Raw genomic sequence first — 15,681 nt, 5'->3', positions numbered from 1 at the left:
TGGGAACCATTTTCATATAGGCTCCCCGAAGGGGTCCGGCGCCGATGCCTTCCGGTGCCGGACCCCTTCTTCGTACCGGCTTCCTCCGGACCCTCAACCGGAGAAGCCGACATGCGCCAGCCGCAGTGGGCCGCGCAGTCCGATGCGCAGATCGTGGACGCCCCCGGCGGTGAGGGCCGCGTCGACGGTGAGGTGGTCGTACGGTCCCCGCGTGGGCGGGGCGAGCGTCAGCGTGGCCAGGACCGGCCCGCCGTCGAGTGACAGCTCCACGGTGCCCGAGCCGGCCGCCGTCACCGTCACGCCCGTCGTGCCGGTGCCGAAGTCGCAGGCCCGGTAGATCAGTTCGCCCGTCCCGCCCGCCACCGGCGTCACCGCGTCGCCCGACACCTTCGTCCGGTCGACGATCTCGACGCCGCTCTGCTCGTCGAAGTCGGCGGCCTCCAGACCGCGCCGGCGGACCGGGCGCGGGGCGGACGGTTCGCCCTCCAGCGTGACGGTCGTCCGCAGCCGGACGTCCGCGCTGGACGCGCCGACCAGCAGGTCGTACGGGCCGGACTCCAGACGCCACCGGCCCTGCGCCACGTCCCAGAAGGCGAAGGCGGACAGCGGCACGTCGAAGGAGAGCTCCGCGCTCGCGCCCGGGGCGAGCGTGACACGGCGGTGGTCCAGCAGCTCGCGGCGCGGCCGGGTGACCGAGGGGTCCACGGCGCGGGTGTAGAGCTGGGCGACCTCGTCGGCCGTCAGGTCCCCGGTGTTGGTGACCGTGCAGGAGACGTGCGCCGTGCCCTCCTCGATCCGCACCGCCAGGTCCGCGTAGGAGAACGAGGCGTACGACAGGCCGTGCCCGAACGGGAACAGCGGGGTGCCCTCGAAGTAGAGGTACGTCTGACGGGCGCCGATCACGTCGTAGTCGAGGAGGTCGGGCAGATCGGCGTCGCCCGCGTACCAGGTCTGCGGGAGGCGTCCGGCCGGGGAGACGTCACCGGCCAGCACCCGCGCGAGAGCGGTGCCCGCGGCCTGTCCGCCGTGCGCCGTCCACAGCACCGCGGACAGCGGGCCCGGCTCGATCGCGTACGGATACGCCGACACCAGGGCCAGCACCGTGCGCGCGTTCGCCGCCCGGGCGGCCGCCAGCAACCGCTCCTGGTGGGCCGGCAGCCGCAGCGTGGTGCGGTCCTCGGTCTCCCGGCCGTTGATGTGCGGGTCGTTGCCCGCCACGACCACGACCACGTCGGCCCCGGCAGTGACGCGGGTCACTGCGTCCTCGCCGGATTCGACGACGATGACCTCGACGACCTCGGGATTCTCCTCGTCCGGCCCGGCAACCCGGACGCCGTCGGCGGCGACACAGACATGGCGACCCGTACCCAGATGCAGCAGGAGGCGACCGTGCCCTTGGGTGTTCCCGGCCGTGTTCCCGTCGGCGTCCGCATGCGGTTCCAGGCGGAACGTCTCCTGGACGACCCAGCCGCCGGGCTGGTCGGCGGAGGCGCGCAGGTAGCCGTCCTCGGCGACGGAGAGGTAGCGCCCGTCGGGCGCGCGCAGGGTCAGCACGCCCTCGCCCCAGTCGACGAGCGCGAGCTCCGTACCGGTCGCGTCCGTGGTCAGCGGCGGGAGATCGGTGCGGCCCGCGAGCAGCGCCGGGTCGAGGGCGCCCTCGGCGCCGCGCACCTCGTCGGTGGCCTCGGGGGCGGTGGGGACCTTCAGGAACGTGCCCGCGGAGGTCTTGAGCAGGACCCGGTCCACGCCCTCCGCGAACTCCACGCGCTCGGCGCCGAACCGCTCGTACAGGCCCTCCAGCGGGGTGGAGCGGTGCAGCAGCGTGCCGCTGTACCAGTCGAGCTTGCACTCGTCGGCGAGCAGCCCGACCACCGCGATCCGGGTGTCGGCGGCCAGGGGCAGCACACCGTCGTTGCGCAGCAGGACGATCGCCTGCTCGGCGGCCTCCCCGGCGAGCGTGCGATGGGCCGGGGAGTCGAACTCGCCGGTGCCGGCGTGCGGGTCGTAGTGCGGGTCGAACTCGCCCAGCCGGAAGCGGACCGAGAGCTGGCGGCGGACCGCCGCCTCGACGTCGGCGGGGGTCAGCAGGCCCTGCTCCAGCGCGCCCTCGACCCGGGCGACGATCTTCGAGCTGTCGGTGCCGTGGTCGGTGAAGCTGTCCACGCCGGCCACGAGCGCGGCCGCCGTCGCCTCCTCGTGGGTGTCGAAGTAGTGCTCGGAGTCCACCAGGTTGGAGGGCGCGCCCGCGTCCGAGCAGACCAGCAGCTCATGGTCGGTCCAGGCGCGCAGATGTTCGCGCAGATACGGCGAGACATGGTTGGGGCGGCCGTTGACCAGGTTGTACGCCGGCATCACCCCGGCCACCGCGCCCGCCTCGACGCATCCGCGGAAGGCGCGCAGATCGTACTCGTGCAGCACGCGCGGGCGGACCGAGGACGAGGTGACGTCCCGGCCGGTCTCGTTGTTGTGGGCCAGCCAGTGCTTGAGGACCGGGGCCGTGCGCCAGTACGTCGGATGATCACCGCGCAGACCGTGCGTGTAGGCGGTGGCGATGGCGGAGGTCAGCCGGGGGTCCTCGGAGTAGCCCTCCTCGTTGCGGCCCCACAGGGGGTGGCGCAGCAGGTTGACGGTGGGGGACCAGACGTTCAGACCCACCCGCTCGTCGCGGGCGCGCATCGCCCGGACCTCCTTGGACACCGCCTCGCCGATCCGGCGCACCAGGTCGGTGTTCCAGGTCGCGCCCAGTCCCACGGCCTGCGGGAACACCGTCGCCGGGCCCATCCAGGCGACGCCGTGCAGCGCCTCCTGGCCGGTGCGGAAGGCGGCGATGCCGAGCCGCTCGACGGCGGGTGCGAACTGGTGCAGGAAGGAGACCTTCTCCTCGGGGGTCAGCCGGGACAGCAGATCGTCGATGCGCTTCGCGAACGGCAGCTGCGGATCGCGGAAAGGCGGCGTGGGCGGCGTGTGTGCGGTCACGTGGGGATCCCTTTGCGGTGGAGCGGGGAGGCTCTTTCGAAGCGCTTCGATGCTCATTCGACGGTGGGTCGGGTGTCAAGGGGACTTCACCGCTATTTCAAGCAGCACATACGGAGGGGTCACCCCGGATACCTCGGAGGAATGTTGGGAGCGGCCCTTGTGCACCCCAGGGTGTTCACTTAACCTCGCAGCAACATCGAAGCGCTTCGACTGAGACATATCGAAACATCGTCGGAGGACTGCTTCAGCTCAGCCAGTTCCACTCGAGACACCGCAGCCGACGGCCACCGCCGGGTGTCCTGGTGCGCCATGAAGGGTTGACGCAATGACGCCGAACGCCGCTTCCGCCTCCTCCGGCCCGAGCCGGAGAAGCTTCCTCGCCTCGACGGCGGTCGCCACCGCCGCGGTGGCCGGAGGGATGCCGTTGCTTGCCGCCTGCGGCGGCACGGACAGCGGCTCGCGCGACGGCACCACGTCGGGCAAGGACGCGAAGAAGATCCTGCCCGCCTACGTGGCCAGCAACGTGGTGACGCCCGACATCCCGTCCAAGAACGGGTCCTCGGTCGGCTTCAGCAGCAAGCTCGACCTCGCCACCCTGAAGACCTCGGTGCCGAAGAAGCTCGGCAAGGGCGGCAAGATCACCGTGATGTCGCCGTTCTGGGGCTCCCCGCCGAAGGGTGACAACGCCTACTACACGGCGATGAACGCCCTCATCGGCGTCGACGTCGCCTGGCAGAACCAGGACGGCAACACCTACGACCAGAAGCTCGGCGCCGTGCTCGCCTCCAGCGACGTGCCGGACGTGGTGGTCGTCCCCGGCTGGAACATGGGCGGCAAGATACCCAGCGCCATCCTCGGCAAGTTCGCCGACCTGGGCCCGTACCTGTCCGGCGACAAGGTCAAGGAGTACCCGAACCTCGCGGCGATCCCGACCGACGCCTGGCAGCGCTCCCTCTTCGGCGGCAAGCTGCGCGGTCTGCCGATGCCGTCGTCCTACGTCACCAACATCGTGCCCTTCTACCGCAAGGACCTCTTCGACAAGAACGGCTACGAGGTCCCGACGACGACGGACGAGTTCACCGCCCTGGCCAAGGAGATCACCAACGCCAAGGCCAAGGTGTGGGCCTGCGGCGACATGAAGTGGACCGCGTTCAACAGCTTCGGGGTCCCGTCCGGCGGGGAGAAGCCGCTCGGCTGGATCCTCGAGGGCGGCAAGCTCGTCAACCGCGTCGAGCTGGACTCCTACCTCGAGGCGCTGGAGTGGACGCGCAAGCTGTTCGCCGCCGGCTACGTGCACCCGGACTTCAAGCTGGGCAAGAGCCAGGCCGTCGACCCGAGCACCAAGTTCGCCGCCGGTGAGTTCCTCATCTACAACAACGACATCTCCAGCTGGTACGGGCAGCAGGCCTCGCAGGCCGCGCAGAACCCGGACTTCCGGATCTGGGGCATGGACATCTTCGGCCACGGCGACGCCGACCCGGTCATCTACGCCACCCAGCCGGCCAACATCTTCGCCTTCGTCAACAAGAAGGCCTCCGAGGCCGTCATCCGCGATGTGCTGGCCGTCGCCAACGTCACCGCCGCCCCGTACGGCACCAAGGAGTACATGCTCACCAACTACGGGGTGGAGGGCACGCACTACAGCGTCAAGGACGGGGTGCCCGTCAAGAACGACAAGGGCAACCAGGAGGTCCTCAACGCCTTCGTGATGGTCGCGAGCCCGGCGTCGACCATCGCCCACCCCGACTTCCCGGACATCGCCAAGGGCCAGGTCGAGTGGCAGCAGCGGATGGGCGCCTTCACCAAGAAGTCGGCCTTCTACGGCATGCAGATCACCGAGCCCAGCCGCTGGACCAACCTCTCCAACAACTTCGAGCAGCTGGAGGACGACATCGTCCGCGGCCGCAAGAAGATCAGCGACATGCAGGCGGCCGTCTCCGACTGGAAGAAGAAGGGCGGCGACGAGCTGCGCGCCTGGTACCAGAAGCTGCTCGACGACAACGGCACGGCGGCGAGCTGACGGCGGCGAGGCAAGGAGAACGGCCGTGTCGCACAGCACGGTGCCTCGGAGCAGGGCCGAGGCCGACGAGTCGGGAAAGACCCCGGTGGTGCCCGGCGGCGCCACCGGCCCCCAGGGGAAACGGTCCTCCGGGAAGCTGGGTCTGCGGGTCAGGCTCAGACGGGACCGCGTCCTGCTGCTGATGACGCTCCCGGCGGTCGTCCTCGTCCTGCTCTTCAACTACGTGCCGATCCTCGGCAACGTGGTCGCCTTCCAGGACTACGACCCCTACGTCAGCGACAACGGAATCGTCGCCATCTTCCACAGCCCCTGGGTGGGCCTGGAGAACTTCCAGCGGCTCTTCGAGGACTCGGCCTTCTGGGATGCCGTCCGGAACACCCTCGTGCTGTTCTTCCTCCAGCTGGTGCTGTACTTCCCGATCCCGATCATGCTCGCGCTGCTCATCAACAGCGTGGTCAGGCCCCGGATCCGGGCGGTGTCGCAGGCGATCCTCTACCTGCCGCACTTCTTCTCCTGGGTGCTGGTCATCGCCGTGTTCCAGCAGCTGTTCGGCGGCGCGGGAATCCTCTCCCAGCTGCTGCGGCAGCACGGGTACGACGGCATCGACATCATGACCGACCCGGAGACCTTCAAGTTCCTGATCACCGCGCAGAGCGTCTGGAAGGACGCCGGCTGGGGCATCATCGTCTTCCTCGCCGCGCTGGCCTCGGTCAACCCCGACCTGTACGAGGCGGCCGCGATGGACGGCGCGAACCGCTGGCGCCGGATGTGGCACGTGACGCTTCCGGCCCTGCGCCCGGTGATCGCGCTGCTGCTGGTGCTGCGGGTGGGCGACGCGCTGACCGTCGGCTTCGAACAGATCCTGCTCCAGCGCGACGCGGTCGGACCAGGGGCGTCGGAGGTCCTCGACACCTTCGTGTGGTGGAACGGCGTCCGCAACCAGGACTTCGGCTACGCGGCCGCCGCCGGTCTGATCAAGGGCGTCATCAGCCTCGGCCTGGTGCTCGTCGCGAACAAGGTGGCCCATCTCATGGGCGAGCAGGGGGTGTACCAGAAGTGACCGCCGTGATCGACAAAACCGTGCGCACACCCGGCCGCTGGGCGGCGCCGCCGCGGCCCGTGTGGGAGGAGGAGCCCAGCAGGGCCGGCCTCGCGGGCAAGGGCATCGCCCTGGCCTTCGCCTGCCTGGCTATCCTCTTCCCGCTGTGGATCGTCCTCGTCACCAGTCTCTCGTCACGGAAGACCATCGACGAGGCCGGCGGGCTGGTGATGGTGCCCAAGGGGATCACCTTCATCGCCTACCGGGAGCTGCTCAGCGGCGGACAGGTCACCCGCGCAGCGGTCATCAGCGTCCTGATCACCCTCGTCGGCACGCTCTTCTCGATGGGCGTCTCCGTCCTGTGCGCCTACGGCCTCTCCCGCTCGGGCTCGTTCGGGCACCGCTGGATCCTGATGATCCTGCTGGCGACGATGTTCTTCAGCGCGGGCCTGATCCCCACCTACCTGCTGGTGCAGTCCCTGGGCCTGATGGACACCTACCTCGCGCTGATCCTCCCGAGCGCGATCAGCGTGTTCAACATCCTGGTCCTGCGCGGCTTCTTCACGGGGATCTCGCAGGAACTCATCGACAGCGCGCGGATCGACGGCGCGGGGGACTTCCGGATCCTCTGGCAGATCGTCATGCCGCTGTCGAGGGCGGTGCTGGCCGTCATCACGCTGTTCTACGCCGTCGGGTACTGGAGCGCCTGGTTCAACGCGTCGCTGTACCTCAACGACCAGGACATGATGCCGCTGCAGAACGTCATGATCCAGCTGGTGCAGAAGCAGGAGGCACCGGTCGGGCTGGGGCAGGCGATCAAGACGGGGCAGCTGTCGGGGCTGGCCGTGCAGATGGCGGTCATGGTGATGGCCCTGCTGCCGGTGGCGGTGTTGTCGCCGTTCGTCCAGAAGCATTTCAAGAAGGGGATGCTCACGGGGGCGGTCAAGGGCTGAGTCCCCTTCCGGGGGAGGAGCGGCGGACCGTCGTACTTCCGCCGCGGGCGGGTGGCGGCTGATCGAGCAGTTCCCCGCGCCCCTCGGGGGTTGCAGCCGCCCGTCGCCCCGCCCCCCTCTCAGCCGCAGGCAGTCGTGCCGGTGGGGCGGCGCGGGGCGAGTGACCCCACCCCGGCCGGCACCAGCCCACGGCACCGAACGAACTCCCAGGTCCACGACCCCCAGCGAGGTACCTCATGCCCATGCCCTCCCCAAGCCGCCGCACGCTCCTCGCCGGAACCGCGGCCGCCGCCGCGATCACCGCGCTGCCCGCCGGGCAGGGGCTCGCCCGGGCCGCCGGGACCGCCGCCCCCGCCTACCGGTGGCGCAACGCCGTGATCGGCGGCACCGGATTCGTCACCGGTGTGCTCTTCCATCCGGCCGTCCGAGGGCTCGCGTACGCCCGTACCGACATCGGCGGCGCCTACCGCTGGGACGACCGCGACGCCCGCTGGACCCCGCTCACCGACCACCTCGGGTGGGACGACTGGAACCTGCTCGGCGTGGAGGCCCTCGCCGTCGACCCCGCGCACCCGGACCGCGTCTACCTCGCCCTCGGCACCTACGCCCAGTCCTGGGCGGGCAACGGAGCCGTCCTGCGCTCCGAGGACCGCGGCGTCACCTGGACCCGCAGCGACCTCACCGTGAAGCTCGGCGGCAACGAGGACGGCCGGGGCGCGGGGGAGCGGCTGCTGGTCGATCCGCGGGACAGTGACACCCTGTGGCTGGGGACCCGGCACGACGGGCTCCTCAGGTCCACCGACCGGGGCGCCACCTGGGCGACCGCCACCGGCTTCCCGGGCACCCCGAGCGCGAGCGGCCAGGGCGTCACCCTGCTCGTCGCCGCCGGCCGTACCCTCTACGCCGGCTGGGGCGACTCCGACGGGACGAGCGCCAACCTGTACCGGACCGCCGACGGCACCACCTGGGAAGCCGTCCCCGGCCGGCCCACCGGCAGCTCCGCCAAGGTGCCCGTCCGCGCCGCCCACGACCGCCTCACCGGCGAGCTGTACGTGACGTACGCCGACGCACCCGGCCCCAACGGCCAGGCGGACGGCAGCGTGCACAAGCTGGCGACCGCGAGCGGCAGGTGGACCGACGTCACCCCGGCCCGGCCCGCGGCCGGTGACACCTTCGGCTACGGCGGCGTCGCCGTGGACGCCCGGCGCCCCGGCACCGTCGTCGTCTCCACCAACAACCGCTGGTCGGCGGTGGACACCCTGTACCGGACCACGGACGGCGGCCGCACCTGGACGTCGCTCAAGGACACGGCGGTCCTCGACGTGTCCGAGACCCCGTTCCTCACCTTCGGCACCGACGCGCCCAAGTTCGGCTGGTGGATCCAGGCCGTCGCCGTCGACCCGTACGACTCGAAGCACGTCGTCTTCGGTACCGGCGCCACGCTCTACGGCACCCGGGACCTCAAGCACTGGGCCCCGCAGATCCGCGGCCTGGAGGAGACCTCCGTACGGCAGCTGATCTCGCCCCCGACCGGACAGGCGCACCTGATCAGCGGCCTCGGGGACGTCGGGGTGATGTACCACGAGCGGCTCACCGCCTCGCCGTCCCGGGGCATGGCGACGAACCCCGTGTTCGGGACGGTCACGGGGCTCGCGCAGGCCGCGGACCGGCCGTCGTACGTCGTCCGCACCGGCTGGGGAGACCACGGCAACGGCGCGTGGTCGGCCGACGGCGGCAGATCCTGGGCGCCCTTCGCGGCCCAGCCCGCCCTCGCCAAGGACGCACCGGGGCCCATCGCCACGAACACCGACGGCAGCGTCCTGCTGTGGACCTTCGTGCACTGGGACGGCACCAAGTACCCCGCCCAGCGCTCCGCGGACAACGGGGCGACCTGGTCCGAGGTCGCCACCTTCCCCAAGGGCGCCACCCCGCTCGCCGACCCGGCCGACCCGGCCCGCTTCTACGCGTACGACACCGACACGGGAACCCTGTTCGCCAGTACCGACGCCGGCCTCACCTTCACCGCGCGGGCGGGCGGACTGCCCTCCGGCGACAGCCAGTTCCAGCTGACCGCGGCCCCGGGGCGCTCCGGCGACCTGTGGCTGAGCACCAAGTGGAACGGCCTGTACCGATCCACCGACGGCGGTGCGAGCTTCGCCGAGCTGACCAGCTGCTGGGCCTCGTACACCGTCGCCTTCGGGAAGGCCGCCGACGGCGCCGCGTACCCGGCGGTCTACCAGGTCGGCGCCACGGAGGCGATCACCGCCGTGTACCGCTCCGACGACGGCGCGCGGAGCTGGGTGCGGATCAACGACGACCGGCACCAGTGGGGCTGGATCGGCGCGACCATCGCCGCCGACCCGCGGATCCACGGCCGGGTGTACATCGCCACCAACGGCAGGGGCATCCAGTACGGGGAGCCCGTCCGATGACCGCCCTCGACCGGCCCTCTCTCGCCGACGCCACCCGCGGCCGCATCCTCTTCGGCGGCGACTACAACCCCGAGCAGTGGCCCGAGGAGACCTGGTACGAGGACGTCCGGCTCATGCGGGACGCCGGGGTCAACTCGGTCACCCTCGGTGTCTTCTCCTGGTCCCGGCTCGAACCCGAGCCGGGCGCGCGGGAGTTCGGCTGGCTCGACACGCTGATGGACCTGATGCACGCGAACGGCATCGGCGTCGTCCTCGCCACCCCCACCTCCGCCCCGCCCCCGTGGCTGGGCCGGCTGTACCCGGACACCCTGCCCCGCGACGAGAACGGCGACATCGAGTGGTGGGGCGGACGGCAGCACTTCTCGCACTCCAGCGCCACCTACCGCCGGCACGCCGCCGCCATCACCGAGGACCTGGCCGCCCGCTACGGCGGCCACCCCGCCCTCACGATGTGGCACATCAACAACGAGTACTGCACGGCCGATCACGGCGACGAGGCGGCCGTCGCCTTCCGCCGCTGGCTGCGCGAGAAGTACGGCACCCCGGACGCCCTCAACACCGCCTGGGGCACGGACTTCTGGAGCCAGCGCTACGACAGCTGGGAGGCGGTTCTACCGGCTCGCCGTGCCCACTACCTGAAGAACCCCACTCAGGTGCTGGACTTCAGGCGCTTCACCTCCGACATGCTTCTGGAGTGCTACCTCGCCGAGCGTGACATCGTCGCCCGGCACACTCCGCACATCCCGGTCACCACCAACTTCATGCCGCTCTTCCTCGGCCAGGACGCCTGGCGCTGGGCCGAGGAGGAGGACGTCGTCTCCGTCGACCTCTACCCCGACCCGCGGGACCCGCTGGGCGCCCAGCACGGGGCGCTCGTGCAGGACCTGACCCGCTCCCAGGCGCGCGGCCCCTGGATGCTGATGGAACAGGCGGCGGGACCGGTCAACTGGCGCGGGGTGAACCACCCCAAGCCGCGCGGTCTCAACCGGCTCTGGTCCCTGCAGGCCGTGGCCCGCGGCGCGGACGCCGTCTGCTACTTCCAGTGGCGCCAGTCCCGTCAGGGCGCCGAGAAGTTCCACTCCGGGATGGTCAGCCACGCGGGGGAGCGGGGCCGTACCTTCCAGGAGATCAAGCAGCTCGGAGCCGAACTCGCCCGGATCGGCGCTGAGGTGACGGAAAGTCACATCAGCGCGGACGTCGCGATCCTGCACGACTGGCACGCCTGGTGGGCCGGCGCCCAGGACGGCCGCCCCTCCACCCACGTCGACCACCCGGCCGTCCTGCACGCCTGGCACCGCGCCCTGTGGGAGAGCCACCTCACCACCGACTTCGCCCACCCCGGGCACGACCTCGGCCGCTACCGGCTGGTCGTCGTCCCCCAGCTGTACGCACTGACGGACGCGGCCATCGACAACCTGCTGGCCTACGTCCGCGGCGGCGGCACCCTCGTGGCCGGCTTCCTGACCGGCGTGGCCGACGAGGACGACCGGGTCCGCCCCGGCGGGATGGACCCCCGCCTGCGCGAGCTGTTCGGCATCCGCACCCTGCACGAGTGGTGGCCCCTGGAGGCGGGGGAGCACGTCGAGACCGACGGCTTTCGCGGGACCCTGTGGTCGGAGGAGCTGGAAGCCGAACCGGACGCGGTGGCAAGCCGCTACAAGGGCGGCGAACTCGACGGACTGCCCGCCGTCCTGCGCCGCGACCGCGCCTGGTACGTCTCCACCCTCCCCGAGCCCGAGGCCTTCCGCGCGCTGCTCGCCGGCATCGCCGCCGACGCGGGCGCCCGGCCCGTTCTCGAAGGTCTCCCGCCGGAAGTCGAGGCCGTACGCCGGGGTGAACTGCTGTTCCTTCTCCACCACGGCCGGGAGCCGGTGACCGTCCGGCTCCCGGGAACCCACCACGACCTGCTGACCGGGACCTCCCGCACGGACGAGATCACGCTGGGCCGCCACGGCGTGGTGGTGTTGCGTTCATGACCGACGCCTCTTCGCGTGCGCACCCCGGCCTCCCGGGCGCCGACCGCCCCGTGCACGCAACCCACGAGTACCGGCCCGCCGACCGCTGGGAGGACGCCTTCCTCAGCGGCAACGGCCGGCACGGCACCCTCACGTTCGGCGATCCGTACGACGACCGGATCGTCGTCACCCACCACACCCTGGTCCGCCCCAACGGCGCCGAACACGCCCGTCCGCCCGAACTCGCCGCCGAACTCCCGTCACTCCAGGACAAGTTGCTGGCCGGAGAGTGGGAGGCCGCCGAGAGCTTCACCGACCACCGGCCCCTGCAATGGGTCCAGCCCTTCCACCCGGCCTTCCAGATACGGCTGAGAGCCTCCTCGGACGAGCCGCGCGCCCACCACCTGCGGACCGTCGACTTCACCACCGGCGAGGCCACCGCCACCTGCGCGGGAGGCACCAGCCGGGTCTTCGTCTCCCGCGCCGACGACGTGATCGTCCAGCAGGTCACCGGTCTCGACCTGGACATCTGGCTGGACCACCGGCTGCCGGGCGCACCCGTCGGCCTCGCCGTCGGCCAGGGGTCCGTCCTCACCCCGGACGGCGCCCTGCTCACCCTGCGCGCCCGCTACCCGGACAGCGACCGTGCCTACACGGGCGTGACGCTCGTCGTCGTCACCGGCGGCCGCACCCGGATCACCCACCCCGGCGTGCGGGTCACCGGCGCGGAGTCCGTGCTGCTGCTCACCCGCGTCCGCAGACACACCGGCGAACTGGACGTCACCGGGGAACAGCGCGCCCTGGGCGAGCTGCCGCAGCTCTACGACGAGCTGCTCGCCCGCCACCTCCCGCTGCACCGCACCGCCTACCAGCGCGTCACCCTCGACCTCCACGCCGAGCCGGACGAGCGCGCGCTCCCCGGCTCCGAGCTGCTGGAACGCCCCCGCAGCAGGGCGCTGCTCGAGCGGCTCTTCGCGGCGGGGCGCTACCACCTCCTCTCCTCCTCCGGCCTCAACCCGCCCCGGCTGCCGGGACTGTGGACCGGCGACTGGGGCACCGCCTGGTCCGGGGCGTTCACCAACGACGCCAACGTCAACCTCCAGACGGCCTGCGCCGCGGCCGCCGCGCTCCCCGAAGTCACCGACGCGCTGGCCTCCCTCGTCCACCGGCAACTCGACGACTGGCGGGAGAACGCCCGCGCGGTCTTCGGCGCCCGGGGCGCGGTCGCGCCCGCGCACTCCGACGGCGAGTCCGGGCTGACGTACCACTTCAGCCGCGAATACCCGCTCCACCTGTGGACGGCCGGCGCCGACTGGCTGCTCAAACCCCTCGTCGACCACGACGAGACCCGCGGCGGACGCGACCCGCGCACCGCCGCCGCCCTCGCCGAAGTCGCCCGCTTCTACGAGGACTTCCTCACCCGCACCGACCCCCACGACCCCGAGGGACCGCTCGTCGTCGTCCCGTCCTACTCGCCGGAGAACCGGCCCACCGGCGGCAGCTGGGGCGCCGTGAACGCGGCCATGGACCTCTCGGCGGCCCGGCACGCGCTGCTCACCGCCGCCGCGTACCACCCGGACGACCCCGAGCGCGCCGGCCGCTGGCGTGCCCTCGCCGACCGCCTCCCGCCGCACCGGATCAACGCCGACGGCGCCCTCGCCGAATGGGCCAGGCCCGGCCTCGACGACACCTACGACCACCGCCACCTGAGCCACCTCTACGGCGTCTGGCCCCTCGACGAGATCAACCCCTACGACACCCCGGAGCCGGCCGCCGCCGCCCGCCGCGCCCTCGAACTGCGCGGCGCCGAGAACGACTCCGCGCACGGCCATCTGCACCACGCGCTGATCGCGGCCCGTCTGCGGGACGGCAGGCGGGTCGCCCACGCCCTCGGCGAGGTCCTGGACGGCGACTTCTTCCACGCCTCCCTGATGAGCGCCCACTACCCCCACCGCGACGTGTACAACGCCGACGCCGCGCACACCCTCCCCGCCGTGCTGATCGAGATGCTCGTCCAGTCGACCCCCGACCGGCTGGTCCTGCTGCCGGCGCTCCCCCCGGCGCTCCCGTCGGGCGAACTGCGGGGTGTGCGAACCCGGTTCGGCGCCGAACTCGACCTCTCCTGGGGTCCCGACGGCAGCCGGGCCGTCCTGCGGCCGCGGCGCGGTCACCGCATCGAAGTCCGGACTTCCTCCGGCGGCGCATCGCCGCTCGACCTGGTCGCCGGAGAAGACCACGTCCTCACCTCGGGGACGTGGTGACTCCCCCCACCCATGGAAGGGACACCATGGCAACACGTACGTTGAGCAGGGTCGGCAAGGCCCTGCTGGCCCCGGCGCTCGCCCTCGGCGCGACCGTCGGACTCGCCGCCGCCCCCGCCCAGGCCGCCGTCTGGAACTCCTGCGACCAGTGGGGCAACACCAGCCTGAACGGCTACACGCTGTACAACAACATCTGGGGCTCCGGCGCCGGCAGCCAGTGCGTCTGGGCCAACTCCGGTACCAACTGGGGCGTCTGGGCCAACCACCCCAACACCGGCGGCATCAAGTCCTACCCCAACTCCAAGAAGGTGATCAACAAGACGATCACCTCGCTCGGCTCACTGTCCAGCAGCTACAACGTCACGGTCCCGTCGTCCGGCGCCTACAACACGTCGTACGACATCTGGGACACGGACTACGACTACGAGATCATGCTCTGGGTGAACTACAACGGCGCCGTCGGCCCGCTCGGCACGTCGCAGGGCAACGTCACCCTCGGCGGCCACACCTGGACCGTCTACAAGGGCGACAACGGCGCGAACGAGGTGTTCTCGTTCCTGCGCACGTCCGACTCCTCGTCCGGCACCGTCAGCATCCTGCCGATCCTGAAGTGGATCAAGGACACGAAGGGCTGGTTCGGCAACGAGACCATCGGGGACGTGCAGTTCGGATACGAGATCACCTCGTCCTCCGGCGGGCTGGACTTCGTGACCAACAACCTCACCGTCAGCAGCAGCTGACGTCGGGGCCGGGGCCGGCCGGCGTTCCTACGCCCGGTCGACCTCGGCCCGCAGCGCGTTGTAGCCGGCGAAGGCCGAGTCGACGTCGGCGCGGGTCAGGCCGTACCGGGACAGGTCGTAGCTGTGCGGCCGGGCACCCCTGGGACGGGAGACGACCGCCGGGAGCCGGGCCGCGTCGGCGTCGGTCCAGCGGGCGCCGACGGCCGCGTAGAGCTTCGGGGCGCCGACGGCCGGATCGGAGCCCAGCCAGGAGTACGGGACGTCGACGAGCGCCTCGCGGGCGACGGCGGACCGGGCCGCGAGACCGCGCCGCACCGAGCGGCTCAGCAGCTCCAGCCAGGTGGCCCCCAGGCCGTGCAGGTCGACGGGGCGCGCGGTGATGGCCATCCCGTGCTCGATCAGGCTGCAGAAGGACGCCACGACGGCGGCCGGGTCGCGGTGGGTCCACACCAGGGTGGCGTCCGGGAAGACCGTGAGCAACGCGTCGAGGTTCCCGGTGTGCAGGGGCGACTTCAGCACCCAGCGGCGGCGGGGCCGGCCGTACTGGAGCACCTGGTAGATCTGCTTGAGGTACGCGTAGTCGGGGACGTAGTCCCGCTCGTCGAGCGCGGCCCGGTAGGCCGGGATGCGGGCCTGGGACAGCGGCATGACGGTGTGCGGGAGAGCGAACGTGCACTCCTCGGGGCCCTCGGCGACCAGCGGGTGGATGTCGCGGTAGCGCGGGGCGAACAGGTCGATGCCGCCGACCATCAGACGCGCGGCGGTGACCGCCTTCCCGCGCCGCTCGGCCGGTCCCTCCAGGTCCGGTGTCAGTAACTCCCACAACAGGGGACATCGGTGCTGCTCCGAGAGGGACAGTACGCCGTGCGTCAGGGTGGTGGCGGTGCGTGGCAGACCCACCACGAACACCGGCCTCTCGATGGGCTCCCGGGCGATCCCCGGGTGCTCGGCGACGAGCCGCCGGACCCGCGCGCGGTTGGCGAGATGCCTGCGGACATGGCCCTGCGCGGACCACCAGCCGACCGGCGTGAGGTTCTCGTCCCGGGACCAGTGGCGCAGCAGCAGCCGGAGGTCGTCGACGAACCGCTGATCGCCGTCGGCCTGTCCGGCCCCGGCGAGGAGACGGCCGAAGACCCGGTCGGGGGTGCGCCGGGAGCCGTGGCCCGGCCGGAGCAGCAGATTGGCCAGGGTGAGGGCGAGCGGGGGTGAGGACATGGGCGGGACACCCTTCGAAGCGGGGACGGGCAGCGGACGGGTGGTCCCTTACCCAGCCAACTCGCCTTTTTCTCAACGGGAGTTAACCGA

The 15,681-nt window shown here is 71.5% G+C and carries 9 protein-coding genes; 7 read left to right on the top strand and 2 right to left on the bottom strand.

The window, feature by feature from the left end:
- Positions 1-93: 93 nt before the first annotated feature.
- The gene (locus tag OHU34_RS12240; RefSeq protein WP_142266411.1) at positions 94-2,976 is read right to left on the bottom strand and encodes a glycoside hydrolase family 3 C-terminal domain-containing protein; all 2,883 of its coding nucleotides are present in this window, start codon (positions 2,974-2,976) and stop codon (positions 94-96) included.
- A gap of 325 nt (positions 2,977-3,301) precedes the next feature.
- On the opposite strand from OHU34_RS12240, the gene OHU34_RS12235 reads away from it, so the two are divergent.
- The 7 genes from OHU34_RS12235 (at position 3,302) to OHU34_RS12205 (ending at position 14,376) form a co-directional block, all read left to right on the top strand.
- Positions 3,302-4,996: an extracellular solute-binding protein gene (locus OHU34_RS12235; RefSeq protein ID WP_142266412.1), complete on the top strand. Its 1,695-nt coding sequence runs from the start codon at positions 3,302-3,304 to the stop codon at positions 4,994-4,996.
- A 25-nt stretch (positions 4,997-5,021) separates the two neighbouring features.
- Positions 5,022-6,056, top strand: coding sequence for a sugar ABC transporter permease (locus tag OHU34_RS12230; RefSeq protein WP_142266413.1), 1,035 nt, complete (start codon positions 5,022-5,024; stop codon positions 6,054-6,056).
- Positions 6,053-6,988, top strand: coding sequence for a carbohydrate ABC transporter permease (locus OHU34_RS12225; protein ID WP_142266414.1), 936 nt, complete (start codon positions 6,053-6,055; stop codon positions 6,986-6,988). Before OHU34_RS12230 ends, OHU34_RS12225 begins: the two co-directional genes overlap by 4 nt.
- A gap of 236 nt (positions 6,989-7,224) precedes the next feature.
- Positions 7,225-9,420 carry a WD40/YVTN/BNR-like repeat-containing protein gene (locus tag OHU34_RS12220; RefSeq protein WP_405766282.1) on the top strand — a complete coding sequence of 732 codons (2,196 nt, stop codon included), beginning with the start codon at positions 7,225-7,227 and terminating at the stop codon, positions 9,418-9,420.
- Positions 9,417-11,396: a beta-galactosidase gene (locus OHU34_RS12215; RefSeq protein WP_405766280.1), complete on the top strand. Its 1,980-nt coding sequence runs from the start codon at positions 9,417-9,419 to the stop codon at positions 11,394-11,396. The genes OHU34_RS12220 and OHU34_RS12215 overlap by 4 nt, the downstream gene beginning before the upstream one ends.
- On the top strand, positions 11,393-13,636 hold the full coding sequence (locus tag OHU34_RS12210) for a glycosyl hydrolase family 95 catalytic domain-containing protein (RefSeq protein ID WP_405766276.1): 2,244 nt from the start codon (positions 11,393-11,395) through the stop codon (positions 13,634-13,636). The genes OHU34_RS12215 and OHU34_RS12210 overlap by 4 nt, the downstream gene beginning before the upstream one ends.
- Before the next feature lie 26 nt (positions 13,637-13,662).
- The gene (locus OHU34_RS12205; protein WP_142266418.1) at positions 13,663-14,376 is read left to right on the top strand and encodes a GH12 family glycosyl hydrolase domain-containing protein; all 714 of its coding nucleotides are present in this window, start codon (positions 13,663-13,665) and stop codon (positions 14,374-14,376) included.
- A gap of 27 nt (positions 14,377-14,403) precedes the next feature.
- Here OHU34_RS12205 and OHU34_RS12200 read toward each other — a convergent pair whose 3' ends face one another.
- Positions 14,404-15,591, bottom strand: coding sequence for a sulfotransferase family protein (locus tag OHU34_RS12200; protein WP_405766272.1), 1,188 nt, complete (start codon positions 15,589-15,591; stop codon positions 14,404-14,406).
- Between the last annotated feature and the right edge of the window lie 90 nt (positions 15,592-15,681).

Source organism: Streptomyces sp. NBC_00080, from assembly GCF_045041255.1.
GTDB classification, from domain to species: Bacteria; Actinomycetota; Actinomycetes; order Streptomycetales; family Streptomycetaceae; genus Streptomyces; species Streptomyces coriariae.
The sequence above is the reverse complement of the archived record's forward strand: the minus strand, read 5'-3'. Positions and strand labels throughout refer to the sequence as shown.